General features: G+C 70.2%; 12 protein-coding genes and 1 pseudogene. 5 read left to right on the forward strand and 8 right to left on the reverse strand.

The annotated features are described in order from the left end of the window. Positions 1 to 22: 22 nt before the first annotated feature. From AB0K02_RS11180 to AB0K02_RS11200, 5 genes are read right to left on the reverse strand one after another with little or no spacing between them, the layout of a single operon-like run. Positions 23 to 697, reverse strand: a complete 675-nt coding sequence (locus AB0K02_RS11180) for an HAD family phosphatase (RefSeq protein ID WP_365992097.1) — start codon at positions 695 to 697, stop codon at positions 23 to 25. Continuing rightward, positions 694 to 1,689: an NADPH:quinone oxidoreductase family protein gene (locus AB0K02_RS11185; RefSeq protein ID WP_365992098.1), complete on the reverse strand. Its 996-nt coding sequence runs from the start codon at positions 1,687 to 1,689 to the stop codon at positions 694 to 696. The genes AB0K02_RS11180 and AB0K02_RS11185 overlap by 4 nt, the downstream gene beginning before the upstream one ends. Continuing rightward, entirely contained in the window at positions 1,686 to 2,471 is a 786-nt protein-coding gene (locus AB0K02_RS11190; RefSeq protein WP_365992194.1) for an SDR family oxidoreductase, read from the reverse strand. Before AB0K02_RS11190 ends, AB0K02_RS11185 begins: the two co-directional genes overlap by 4 nt. Further along, a complete protein-coding gene (locus AB0K02_RS11195; protein ID WP_365992099.1) occupies positions 2,468 to 3,223 on the reverse strand; it encodes an SDR family oxidoreductase in 756 nt (251 codons plus the stop codon). The genes AB0K02_RS11190 and AB0K02_RS11195 overlap by 4 nt, the downstream gene beginning before the upstream one ends. 13 nt (positions 3,224 to 3,236) lie before the next feature. Beyond that, complete coding sequence (locus AB0K02_RS11200; RefSeq protein WP_365992100.1) at positions 3,237 to 4,454, reverse strand: acetyl-CoA C-acetyltransferase; 1,218 nt, start codon at positions 4,452 to 4,454, stop codon at positions 3,237 to 3,239. 148 nt (positions 4,455 to 4,602) lie between these two features. Between AB0K02_RS11200 and AB0K02_RS11205 the strand changes: the two genes are divergently transcribed. Continuing rightward, the gene (locus AB0K02_RS11205; RefSeq protein WP_365992101.1) at positions 4,603 to 4,929 is read left to right on the forward strand and encodes a helix-turn-helix domain-containing protein; all 327 of its coding nucleotides are present in this window, start codon (positions 4,603 to 4,605) and stop codon (positions 4,927 to 4,929) included. Beyond that, positions 4,919 to 4,996: pseudogene (locus tag AB0K02_RS11210) on the forward strand (hypothetical protein); the annotation flags it as partial. The gene AB0K02_RS11205 and the pseudogene AB0K02_RS11210, both read left to right, overlap by 11 nt. A gap of 860 nt (positions 4,997 to 5,856) precedes the next feature. Here the strand turns inward: AB0K02_RS11210 and AB0K02_RS11215 are convergent. Then, complete coding sequence (locus AB0K02_RS11215) at positions 5,857 to 7,095, reverse strand: helix-turn-helix domain-containing protein (RefSeq protein WP_365992102.1); 1,239 nt, start codon at positions 7,093 to 7,095, stop codon at positions 5,857 to 5,859. 345 nt (positions 7,096 to 7,440) lie between these two features. Between AB0K02_RS11215 and AB0K02_RS11220 the strand changes: the two genes are divergently transcribed. Both AB0K02_RS11220 and AB0K02_RS11225 read left to right on the forward strand, forming a co-directional pair. Continuing rightward, positions 7,441 to 8,328 carry an NAD(P)-binding domain-containing protein gene (locus AB0K02_RS11220; protein ID WP_365992103.1) on the forward strand — a complete coding sequence of 296 codons (888 nt, stop codon included), beginning with the start codon at positions 7,441 to 7,443 and terminating at the stop codon, positions 8,326 to 8,328. A gap of 316 nt (positions 8,329 to 8,644) precedes the next feature. Then, positions 8,645 to 9,991 (forward strand): MFS transporter, encoded by a 1,347-nt coding sequence (locus AB0K02_RS11225; RefSeq protein WP_365992104.1) that lies wholly within the window; start codon positions 8,645 to 8,647, stop codon positions 9,989 to 9,991. A 655-nt stretch (positions 9,992 to 10,646) separates the two neighbouring features. Here AB0K02_RS11225 and AB0K02_RS11230 read toward each other — a convergent pair. Beyond that, entirely contained in the window at positions 10,647 to 10,877 is a 231-nt protein-coding gene (locus tag AB0K02_RS11230) for a hypothetical protein (protein ID WP_365992105.1), read from the reverse strand. A 547-nt stretch (positions 10,878 to 11,424) separates the two neighbouring features. Here AB0K02_RS11230 and surE point away from each other — a divergent pair. Further along, positions 11,425 to 12,213, forward strand: a complete 789-nt coding sequence (surE, locus tag AB0K02_RS11235) for a 5'/3'-nucleotidase SurE (RefSeq protein WP_365992106.1) — start codon at positions 11,425 to 11,427, stop codon at positions 12,211 to 12,213. A gap of 129 nt (positions 12,214 to 12,342) precedes the next feature. Here the strand turns inward: surE and AB0K02_RS11240 are convergent, their stop codons facing one another. Then, positions 12,343 to 12,534 (reverse strand): hypothetical protein, encoded by a 192-nt coding sequence (locus AB0K02_RS11240; protein ID WP_365992107.1) that lies wholly within the window; start codon positions 12,532 to 12,534, stop codon positions 12,343 to 12,345. Positions 12,535 to 12,596 lie beyond the last annotated feature (62 nt).

Below are 12,596 nucleotides of genomic sequence, written 5' to 3' on the forward strand. Positions count from 1 at the left end.
GTTGGTGCTGGGCGGGCGTGGGTCAGTGCTGGGGTACGGCGGGCAGCGGCTGCGGTGGCAAGTCGGGGACGAGCTCGGCCAGGGCCGCCCGGGTGCCCGCGGCGTCGGTGTGCAGGAGGGCCTGCATGCCGAGCGCCCGGGCGCCGAGCAGGTTGGGCTCGGCGTCGTCGACGAAGACCACCCGCTCGGCAGGCAGGTCGAGCCGGTCGAGAGTCAGCTCGTAGATCGGGGCGAGCGGCTTGCGCAGGCCGACCTCCCCCGAGATCACGACCGGGTCGAGGAGCGCGTCGATCCGTTCCCGGGGGTAGGTGTTCCCCCAGCTGTTGGACAGCAGCGCGACCCGGACGCCGAGGTCGCGCAGTTCCTCGCAGAGGGCGAACATCGCCGGGTCGGGGCGCATCCCGGCGAACAGCCGCCCGAGCAGGCCGACCGGGTCGACGGGCCGCCCGTCAACGGTGGTGAGCTCGGCGGCGAACAGGGCGTCGAACTCCGCGACGGACAGCTCCCCGGTCTCCAGCCGGTGGATCGGGGTGCCGTCCGCGGCGTCGCGCGAGAGCCACGCCTTGAGGGTTCGGGAGAACGACGCCGGCTCGATGCCGTCGGCTTCGATCCAGGCGGCGATCGAGTGGCGGACCGGACCGGTGAGCACGCCACCGTAGTCGAACACGACGGCGTCGACCCGACGCTCGCCGGTCACCGGGCTGCTCCCTGCAGGTAGACCACCCGGCCGACGGTGACGCCGTCGGCGAGCCGTTGCACCCCGTCGGCCACCTCGTCCAGCGCGAGCCGCTCGCTGACCAGCGGCCGTACGGCACCCCGGGCGGCCAGCGCGGTGAGGTCGCGGTGGCAGTCGGCGACCGCCGCCGGGTCGTAGCGGTTGTAGAGCCCCCAGTGCAGACCGACGATCGAGTAGTTCTTCACCAGCGCGTGGTTGAGCGCGGCCGACTGGATCTGGCCACCGGCGAACCCGACGACGAGGATCCGGCCCTCGAAGGCGATGCACTTGGTCGAGCGCCGGTAGGTCTCCCCGCCGACGGGGTCGTAGACGACGTCGGCACCCCGGCCGCCGGTCTCGGCCTTCACGACGTCGACGAAGTCCTCCTCGCGGCGGTCCACCACCACGTCGGCGCCGAGCTTGCGGGCGACCTCAGCCTTCTCGGGGCCGCCGACCACGCCGATCACCCGGGCGCCGGCAGCCTTCCCGAGCTGGATGGCAGCGCTGCCGACACCGCCTGCCGCGGCGTGCACGAGCAGTGTCTCGCCCGCGCGCAGGCCCGCCCGGCGGTGCAGGCCGAACCAGCCGGTCTGGTAGCCGATGTAGAGCGAGGCCGCCTCGGCGTCGTCGAGGTCCGCGGGCGCCGGGAAGGTGGTGGCAACATCCAAGAGCGCGAGCTCTCCGAAGCCGCCGTACGGCAGTACGGCACCGCCCAGTACCCGGTCTCCGACCGCGAACCCGGTGACTCCCTCGCCGAGCGCGGCCACTTCGCCGCACAGCTCCACGCCCGGCGTGAACGGCAGCTCCGGCTTGACCTGGTACTCCCCGCAGCACATCAGGACGTCGGGGAAGTTGGCCGGCGCGGCCAGCACCTTCACCACGAGCTGTCCCGGCCCCGGCTCGGGGTCGGCCACTTCGACGAGCCGGAGTACGTCGCGGGGTCGGCCGAGCTCGGCCACCTGCCAGGCCTTCATGCGAGCGCCCCCTGTTCCTCGAGACGGCGCTGGAGTTTGTTCATGCCGGCCAGCCAGCGGTCGGTCCGCCCGGCCCGGTTGGTGTAGTACTCGCCGACCTCGGGGTGCGGCAGGATCAGGAACCGGTTGTCCTGCAGGGCCTGCCACACGGTCTCGGCGACGTCCTCGGGCGCGAGCGCGGCGTCGTGACTGAGCAGGTCCTGCAGCCCGCCGGCGTTGTCCAGCATCCTGGTCTTCACGCCCTGCGGGCAGATCGCCTGCACGACGACGCCGCGGTGGCGGTAGGTCGCCGAGAGCCATTCGGCGAACGCGACGGCGGCGTGCTTGCTGACCGAGTACGTCGGGCTGCCCAGCATGGTCAGCAGGCCGGCCGCGGACGCCGTGACCACGAACCGGCCGGCGCCCCGCTCGACCCACTCGGGCACGAGCAGCCGCGCGGCGCGCACGTGCGCCAGCACGTTGACGTCGTGGGTGGCCGCCCAGTCCTCTTCTGAGGCGTCCAACCCGTGGCCGCGGTCGATGCCGGCATTGGCGAACCAGATGTCGATGCCGTCCAGGTGTGCCCGGGCGGCCTCGACCAGCGAGGCCACGCCCGCCTCTGACGCTGCGTCACCGGGCACGGCGTACGCACCGATCTCCCGCGCCACCTGCGTCGCGGCCTCGCCGTCCAGGTCGTTGACCACGACCCGCGCGCCTTCCGCCGCGAGCCGCGCGGCCAACGCACGGCCGATGCCGTGGCTGGCGCCGGTGACCACGACGCTCTGTCCCTGCACCGGCATCAGACACCTCCGGTCAGGGTCACGCCGCCGTCGACCACCAGCAGATGCCCGGTCATCCACGCAGCCTCGTCGGAGAGCAGGAACGCCACCACGCTGCCGATGTCCTCCGGGACACCGAGCCGCCCCAGCGGGTACGCCGCGGCGACCTCCTCCTCCCGCCCGTCGTAGAGCGCGGTGGCGAACTTCGTCTTCACCACCGCCGGGGCCACCGCGTTCACCCGGATGTCCGGGCCGAGCTCGACGGCCAGCTCCTGGGTGATGTGGGTGAGCATCGCCTTGCTGGCGCCGTAGAAGCCGATGCCCGGCGACGGCCGGATGCCGGCCACGGAGGAGACGTTGACCACCGAGCCGCCGTGTTCCTTCATCCAGGCCTGGTGCACCTGCTGCACCCACGACAGCGCCGCCAGGCAGTTCACCTCGACGATCTTGCGGGCCGCGTCCAGGTCCATCTCGACCATCGGGCCGTACACCGGGTTGATGCCGGTGTTGTTGACCAGCAGGTCGGCACTGCCGAAGGTGTCGACCGCGCGCTTGACGACCTCGGCCTGGTGGTCGACGTCGGCCGCGTGCCCAGCCACACCGATCGCGTGGCCGGGTCCGCCCAGCCTGGCCACGGCCTCGTCGAGCGCCTCCTGCTTGCGGGCGGTGACGACGACCTTCGCGCCGTCGGCCACCAGCCGCTCGGCGATGGCCAGGCCGATCCCCCGGCTGGCTCCGGTGACGATCGCGGTCCGTCCTGCGAACCTCGTGCTCATGGGGTCGCTCCTCTCAGCTCAGCCGCTCGAGGACCATGGCCATGCCCTGGCCGCCGCCGACGCACATGGTCTCCAGGCCGAACTGCTTGTCGTGGTACTGCAGGGAGTTGATCAGGGTGCTGGTGATGCGAGCGCCGGTCATGCCGAACGGGTGCCCCACGGCGATCGCCCCGCCGTTGACGTTCAGCCGGTCGAAGTCGATGCCCAGCTCCCGGGCCGACGGGATCACCTGGGCGGCGAACGCCTCGTTGATCTCGACCAGGTCGATGTCGCCGATGGTCAGGCCGGCGCGGGCGAGCGCCTGCCTCGAGGCCTCGACCGGACCGAGCCCCATGATCTCGGGCGAAAGGCCGGTGACGCCGGTGCTGACGATGCGCGCCAGCGGCGTGAGGCCGAGCTGCTTCGCCTTCGTGTCGGACATGATCACCAGCGCCGCCGCGCCGTCGTTGAGCGGGCAGCAGTTGCCGGCCGTCACGGTGCCGTCGGGGCGGAAGACCGGCTTGAGCGCGGAGACCGCCTCCAGGGTGACGCCGGGGCGCGGGCCGTCGTCCCGGGTGACCTGGCTGCCGTCGGGCAGCGTCACAGGGGTAATGTCACGGGCCCAGAAGCCGTCGGCGATGGCCTGCTCCGCCAGATTCTGCGAGCGCACCGCGAAGGCGTCCTGGTCCGCGCGCGTCACGCCCATGGACTGCGCGACGTTCTCGGCGGTCTGCCCCATCGTGATGTAGGCGTCGGGCAGCCGGCCCTCGGTCCGCGGGTCGGCCCAGGTCTGGCCACCGGAGGCGAACTTCTCGGTGCGCGCCTGCGCCTCGGCGAAGACCGGGTTCTCGGTGTCCGGCAGGCCGTCAGCATTGCCCTTGAAGTACCGGCTCACCGTCTCGACCCCGACGGAGAGGAACACATCGCCCTCCCCAGCCTTGATCGCGTGCAGGGCCATCCGGGTGCTCTGCAGGCTGGACGAGCAGTAGCGGTTGACCGTGGTTCCGGGCACAGAGTCCAGACCGGCCAGCACCGAGACGATACGGGCCATATTGAAGCCGGACTCACCGCCGGGCTGGCCGCACCCGAGGACCAGATCGTCGATTTCGGTCGGGTCGAGCTCGGGCACCTTCGCCAGCGCCGCCCGCACCATCTGGACGGCGAGGTCGTCGGGACGCATGTCCTTCAGCGACCCTTTGACGGCCCGGCCGATCGGCGAGCGGGCGGTGGCGACGATCACGGCTTCAGGCATCAATGCTCCCCTTCAACATACTAAGCGGTTGCTTACCGCGTTGCCGGTCACCCTGCCCCAGGGGGACCGAGGCGTCAACCGGCGACTGCATGTAACCCGCATCACACGAGCCGGAGCGGCCAGGACGGTGACAGTGACGGAGGACGACATGACCAGCCCCGAGGACCGTTCCCGCGCCGGCGAGACCCGCGCACAGCCGCTCGAGGCCGAGGCCGCGTTCGCGGACCGGTGCTTCCACGGGACCCCCACGCGCGACATCGCGTCGACCGCGGGCATGAGTCCGGCCGCGCTCTACGTCCACCACAAGTCCAAGGAGGAGCTACTCCACCTGATCTCGCGGACCGGCACGAGCCGACACTCGACCTGGTCCGTTCGGGCGATCGCCTCGGCACCCGACCCAGCCGGCCGCCGCCGTACGCTCCTTCGCCGTCCACCACACCTGGGCCCACACCAGCGCACGCATCGTGAACCATGAGCCGGCCTCGCTCGGCGACGAGCACCTCGCCGAGATCCGGGACATCCGCCGGCAGATCGACGTCGAGATCCGGCGCCTGGTGGAACGCGGCATGGGCGCCGGCGTCTTCGACACCCCCAACCCCGCATGGCGGCATGCCCGCACCACCGACGAAGGGGGCCGAGGCCTCTTCCTCGTCGCGCAACTCACCCGGCGACAGGGCACCCGCTACACCCTCGGCTTTGTAGCGAACGGTGATCTTGGGGTGGGCTCTACGCGGCTGCTGCGGCCCAGGCGCGGGTGACGGCCGCGATTTCCTCGGGGCCGGGCGCTCGGTGAGGTCGGCGGGGTGGTGCCCGTGCAGCGCGTATCAGAGCACGGTGGTCGTGCAGACGGCCAGGCCGAACGGGACGGAGCGCTCCACCGCGCGCCGGGTGCGGTTGCGCGCCCGGCCGATGCCGAAGTCCTCGCGCATCTGGTGGTATCGGCGGAGATCAGCGCGAGGTCATAGGCCTGAGTCGAGTCCGGGTCGCGTGCCAGGTCAGGGCAGGATCACCCGCTCGGGGAACCTCACACCCCTCATGCGAGATCGCCGCAGAGTCGAGACTGCCGCCGACTTTCTCGAACTCGGGGGCGATGGCCGCGATGAGATTCGTGGCCGAGCCCCGCCGAGCGGTGGAGCCGCGGGGCAGCGCGCGAAGGGGCGCCTGCTGCCCCACTTCCAGGCACGATCGCCATCGCGCGGTGCACCACCCCGACTCGTCCCCGCACACCAGCAGAGCCGCACCGCCCGGCGCGCCCGGTCAGCCGATTCCCGTCAACCACCACGGACATCCGACGGATCGCCGAATTCCCTTGATATCCAAGGCTATTGAGGAGCTTTTGAGGGCCGCCCAGTTTGCGCACGAGAGCAGGTGCGAACCTCACCGTTCCGCACCGCGCAGCCGATCAACATCCGGAGCCCTGGTCCTGCTGCAGTTCCACCAGCATGAGGGCGGCCGAAACGCTCGTCGGATCGTGGTCGAGCGGCCTCGGCAGCATTGTGCGGGCCTTGGCGAGACGCCGTTCGATGGTGTTGCGGTGGGCGAACAACCGGTCGGCGGTTCTCGAAACGCTGTACCCCTCGGCGATGTAGGTGCGCACCGTGCACTGCAGGACCGGGTCCGCTGTCGCCAGATCGCCGAGAGCGCCGGCTACGAACTGCTCGGCCTGGCTCGGATCGGCTGTGAGCAGGTCGACGAGGTGCACATCCTCGTAGCGGACGACCTGTCGCGGCGATCCGACCCGGGCCAGCAGGCGCTGTGCCGCGGCAGCGTCCAGATGGCTCTGCCTGAAACCCGGGAGACCTGCTCCGGGACGGCCGAGGGTCACGCGTACGCCGGGGGTCTTCTCCAAGACGTGCAGAACATCGGCCGCCGGCGGAGCCTCGTGCGCAGGGATCCACAGCCAGAGCGCGGATGTGCTCGGCGGGAGGGTCAGACGGCGGGTCGCACCGCACGTCCGCATGACGCACTCGGCGGCTCGCTCGAGCTCATGCACATCGGCTGGGGAATCGACCCACAGGATCGCCGCGACGTGATGCCCGGCCAGCGGATACCCGAGCTGCTCCTCCGCACGTCCGGGGCTGATGCGCGCGCCCTGCAGCAGCAATTGGACCGTCGTGTGCCGCTGCGCCTGTGCGCCGAGGCCCATCTCCGCGCGGATTTCGTCGACGTAGGTTCCGACCGCGGCGATGGAGTCGTCGGTATAGGTCGTCAGCGAGTTGGTGGACACCTCTATCAGCTCGCGCAGCTCGTCGCGGTCCGTGGTCGCGGCGAAGCACTGCTCGACCCACAACCCCCAGCCGACCCGCTGGGCGGCACGCCAGGACCCGATTTCGTTCAGGTCCATCCCGCGCAGCACAAGGTCGCGGGCGGTGATCAGCATCTCGCGGTCCTTGGCCGGAGTCACCCGGCGCCCCGGTTCCTGCAGGTTGGACACGAGCCAGTGCGTCAGATTGGCCTTGCAGAGGCGCCGGTCCGCCTCCGACAGCACGGGATCGTCGACGTACTCGCGCTGCCGCGCCTCGCGCTGCGAGGCCCGCCACACCTGGTCGACGACCTCGTCCGGCACCGGCAGCAGGCCTTCAGCGATTTGCCGAATCAGCTCGCACACCCGTTCGGACGGATTCGGCCACAACATCTTCATGCACCGCGATCGTAGGCGTGAAAGGGATTGGGGCATGGTGCCTCCCACCGTGCGGATGCCGCAAGGTGCGGAGTACACCCAGTCTCACTCGAACCTGTGCTGAACGCGCCCTGGCAGGACGACGGCCCCAGCAGCCAGGGTCGAAGCGGAAGAGAGCCATTTCAGCCCCCGTCGACCCATGTGCGACCCAGGAGTGCGGTAACTCCGTCGTCGTCGGCCTGCGCGTCGCATTGCAGGGGACCGTAGTGCCGGCCTGCAGGCCGTCCGGCGACGTCGGCCTGAGGCGTGCGCCCCCGTCGGTTGGAAGTGACGAGCGACGTGGCAGTCATCGAAAGGAATGGATTCATGGGCAGTACGAAGAAGTACGACGTCCTGGTCATCGGCTGTGGGCTGATGGGAGCCGCACTCGCGAGAACCCTCGCCGGGCGGGGCTATTCGGTGGCCGCGTGGAACCGCTCGCCGGAACGGGCTCTCGCGCTCGCCGACTCGGGCGTCTCGCCTGTGGTTTCACTCGACGAAGCGGTGCCGGCGTCGAGGATCTGCATCGCCTGCACCAACAACTACGAGAGCACGCGCTCGGCTCTCCAGCCGGTCACCGCCTGGGGCTCCACCACATTGGTCAATCTGGGCAGCGGATCGGCCGACGAAGCCGAGGACATGGCGCGCTGGGCGGGCGAGCGAGGTGCCTCCTACCTCGACGGACTCATCGCCTCCTACCCCAGCGGCATCGGCTCTCCCCAGGGAATGGTCCTCGTGTCCGGGCCGGCCGACCTCTGGGAGGAGCACCGGGACGTCTTCATGAGCCTCGGCGGTGCGTCACAGCACGTTTCCGACGAGGTGCGCGGCGCCGGGGTGCTGGAGGCGAGCATGATCGGCGCGTTCTTCGTCGCGGCGCTGGGCGCCTACGTCGAGGCAGCGACCTATGCGATCGATCAGGGACTCTCCCCGCGGGCGTTGGCTTCGACGGCGGCGCAGGCGATCGCCCTGCTCGAGGAAGTGACGCCGGAGACCGCGACCGCGATCGCCCTCGACTCCCACGAGACCGACCAGGCGACACTGAAGACCTTCGCTGAGGGCGCCCGGGCCACGCTGGCCACCATGCGTGCCGCGGGGCACCGTGGCCGGCTGATCGGGGCGGCTGTCGAGAATCTCGACCTCGCCGAGCAGGCCGGGCTCGCCGATCTCGCGTTCTCTGCACAGAGCAAGGTCCTCACCAGGCCAGACACACAGTAACGGGTCGGCAAGCAGGCGCCCGGCCACTGGCGACGCGCTTACGCACAGCAGCGGCGCTGTGGTGCATGGTGCACCACAGCCACCCGCATGTTGGTCGGTCCTGCCATAGCCGCGGCGAGGCCCTGCCACGCACCTTGAGACCCACCTCACACGTCGGCGCCGGGCTCAGCCGGAGGAGACGGTGCCCCCTCTCGTACGGGAGTGAATCACGATGACAAGAGCGAACGAGACAGTGCTCAGCGCCGGAACAGGCGTTGCAGCCCAGGCTTCGAGCAAGCGAGGCTCACTGATCAGCGTCTCCGCGCTGCTGTGCACGGTGACCATCGCTGTCAACTTCATGCTGGGGCCTCTGCTGCCCCTGATGCAGAGCCACTTCGCAGTCGGCGTCTCGGCGGCGACCTGGGTCATCACGGCGATGTTGCTAGGCAGCGGCGCCGGCTTCGTGCTCATTCCGCGCCTGCAGGACATCGTCGACGACCGCACGATGCTGCTGTGGTCCGGCGTCCTCCTCACGGTGGGCGCGCTGATCCCCGCCATCGCCGACTCGTACCCGGCACTGCTCGTCGGGTCGGCCGTGCTCGGCTTCGGCAGCGCGGCGCAGATGCTCCCGCTCGGCTTCCTGCGCCGCCACCTGTCCGACTCCTCGGTGGCCACCGCGGTCAGCGTCCTGGTCATGGCCACCGGAACCGGCGTCGTGGCCGGCATGGTGGGCGGCGGCCTGTCGGTGAAGTACCTGTCGTTGTCGGCCTTCTTCTGCATCCTGGCAGCGGCGTTCGCGGCGACCACGGCGGCACTTCTGGCGGTCGTTCCGCACTCGCGCCCCGCCTCCTCGGCGCGGATCGGCGTGTGGGGAACGGTGTGGATGATCGCCTGGGTGACGCTGATACTGCTCGCCATGGCGCAGATCAGCGTCTGGGGCAACGTGTGCTACCTGATCCTTGCCATCGGGGTCGTCGCCGCTGTCGCCTGGGTGCTGGCGCAGCGCCGGTCGACCGCCCCGGTCTTCGACCTCGCGATGCTGAAGCGGCCGTACGCCACGACGGCCTGCGTGGCCTCCTTCCTGTTCGGCGCTGTCGATGCGGCCTTCGTCCTGCTGGTCGCTTACTACGCCCAGACCCCGGCCGAGGTCGGATACGGCCTCGGCACCGACGCGCTCGGGACGAGCCTCCTCATGCTGCCGTTCGCGCTGACCATGTTCATCAGTGGCAAGGTGGCGGAACGCATGGTGCAGCAGGGACGTCCCGGCGTCATCCTGGCCGTGGGCGCGGCAATATGCGGCCTCGGACTCGTGTGGCTCGCGTTCGCCCACGACCACACGTGGCAGTACCTCGTCGGCTCGGCCCTCGTCGGTCTCGGAAGCCGCGCAGGCTACAGCGGCTCGTTTGCGATTCCGCAGCTGGTGGTGGACGAGGAGCAGGCCGGGATGGCTGCTGGCATCCCGGCCACGGTGATGATGATCGGCGCCGCTTTCGGCGCCGCGGTCAACACGATCGTCCTGTCCCTCGCCTTCATCCCCGAGGTCCCCGGAGTGCCGCAGCCCCACCTCTACACCGTGGGATACCTGGTCGCAGCCGCCTTCCCGGTCGGCGTTCTCGCCGCCACAGCCGTGTCCTCCGCCCGCCACCCGGGCGCCTTCAAGGCCCTGGTGGCGCAGGCCGCGTAAGCCGCCGACGCCGCAACGGACATCGTGATCGATCAAGCTTCGCTCGTCGAAGGCAGCGCTGGCCGCCACCCGAACGGCAACGCACTCGTTCTTGCCGACACCAGGCTCACATGCTGAACGTCAAGGCGAACCAGGTAGCCGTGCTGCCGGCCGACCGCGGCGTCAAGCCCGGCGGCGAGGGAGCGCACGGAGCAACGAGCAGCTCCAGGTGCAGGTCCTCGAAGGCCACGATCCCTCGAAACCTCCCCCAGTGGTCACTCTCAGTGCGCCCGACCGGGCACCGTGACCGACGTGGCCGTGCTCGGCTGCGGACTGATAGGCGCCGCACTGGCCCGCACTTCGCCGCAAAGGCCGCAAGACGGCCGCATGGAACCGCTCCCCGGCCAGAGCCGAGGCAGTTGCTCCCGACGGAGTGAGCTCGATCCGGGACATCGACGAGACGGCGCGGTCCTCGAAGGTGGTGGTCACCTGCACCTCGCCGTACGACACGACGCATAAGGCGCTGGCGGGCGTCACCGGCTGGACCGGCACGAGCGATTCTCTGCTACCCGCAGCAGATCGGCACCGGGAACGGTCGTCCACCCGGGCTCATCGGAGGCGTGGGGCGGGCACGAGCAGACCCTGATGGCGACAAGTAACCCACTCGACGCTTGTGTCAGACGACGTCAAGGCCGCCGGCGTGCTCGACGCCACCATCATCGGCGCGTTCTGCTCGCCGGCGCTGAACGCCTGCGTCGAGGCGGCGGCGTACGCCCTGGACCAGGGCGTACGTCGCCCCGGAGACCCTCAACGCTCTGAGCGAGATGGCCTCCCGGACTTTCGCCGCCATGGCGAACGAGTCGGTCGCCGCGATCGCGAGCGACCAGCACCGCCCGTCTGAACGCATACGCCGTGGGATGCCGCGCCGCGCTCGACGTCATTCAGGCCGCGGGCTTCAAGGGCCGGATGCTCGAGGCCGCCGTGGGGAACGTGAACGACGGCGCCCGGCGAGGACAGGGCGCTGGCGGTCGGCTTCGTCGGCGCAGGGCCCAGACCGTGAAGCTCGGACGTCGATCCGGCCCTGCTCGAACGGCTGCGCTGCTACTGAGTACCCGTCAAATACCGCGAAACCAACAGGGTTACGGCGGTCGCAGGCAGGCACGGAAGCCCGCGACACGGCCTCTCGGAGCCGAGCGAGTCACGCGACTCGTCCCCGTCGCATGGTCTCTCCGTAGCGCAGAACGCGGCATCGCGAAAGGAACACGCCCCAAGAAGGGGGCGCCTTCACCCCGAGGATCGGAGAACACATGATGAATCGACGAGGCAGGATCGCGAGCCTCGCTCTCGGTCTGGCCACACTGGGCGTGGCCGGACCATCCGTCGCCGTCACGGCGCATGGAGAGAGCCGTGCCGCCGCAACCGCCGCGCGCCCAAGCTGCACAGGACCTCTCGATGTGCTCCTGACCAACGACGACGGCTGGTCGGCACCAGGCATCCAGGCGGTCTACACAGCGCTCAAGGCCGCCGGGCACCGGGTGACGATGGTCGCCCCGCTGAAGAACCAGTCGGGCATGAGCTCGCGGATCGCGTACGGCGGGGTGCTGAAGGTGACCCACCCAGTGGCGCAGGATGACGACATTCTCGCCGTCGACGGCTCCCCCGCCGACGCGGTGGCGTTCGCGCTCCACGCGCTCCCCGCCGACCGGTACCCGGATGTCGTGGTGTCGGGTGCCAACTACGGGCAGAACACCTCGCGCGTGACCAACCACTCGGGGACCGTCGGCGCGGCGACCACCGCCATGGACCGCGGGGTCTCGTCGATCGCCGTCAGCTCCGAGTCTCCTTGGGACTACGACGGGGACGCCACGAATCCGCCGGACTTCGAGGGCACATCAGCCTTCGTGGTCAAGCTCCTGCGCACCCTGCAGGAGTCGTCCGAGGACTGCCGGCGGCTCCTGCCCAAGGGCCTCGGCCTCAACGTCAACTACCCCTTCGACGGCCTCAAGGAGGTGAAAGCAGCGAAGCTGGACGCCATAGATCCCTTCCCGACCACCTACACGCTTCGGGAGGACGGCGACTACGACATCTCCGCCGTCAACGCCGACTCGGACCGGAGCGACGTCGACTACCAACTATTGAAGGACGGCTACGCGACGATCACCCCGCTCGACGGCGACCTCTCGGCGTCGCGCACGGGCCAGGACCTCTCCTTCGTCACGGAGTTGGTGAAGGGTATGAACTGAACTGACAGGCAGGGGTCCCGCCCCACTACGGCGCGAGCGCTCGTCCCCGAGGGTGTTCGGGGACGAGCGCCTTAGATCGTCGTGCTCCCGCTCACGCGCCCTGCGCGACTGCGCGCAGCCCGGCGGCCGTCAGGGGCCGGGGGCCTCGCCGACGGCGTCGAAGCCGGTGCCTCCGGTCAGGCCCTGGAGGTTGAAGTATCCGACGCCCAGGTGGAAGTCCAGGCGGTCCAGGTCACGTCCGCTCGACTCCGCGTAGCGGTCGGCGAGTTCGGCTCTCTTCGGCAGGCGCTCGCCGGTCGATGCCTCTGGGCCGGCCAGCACCGGTGCGAAGGCAGACCGCCGACTTGCCTTCATCCGCCTGCATTAGGGCTGCGCCCCACCGA

Source organism: Streptomyces sp. NPDC049597 (assembly GCF_040675505.1).
Classification (GTDB): Bacteria; Actinomycetota; Actinomycetes; order Streptomycetales; family Streptomycetaceae; genus Streptomyces.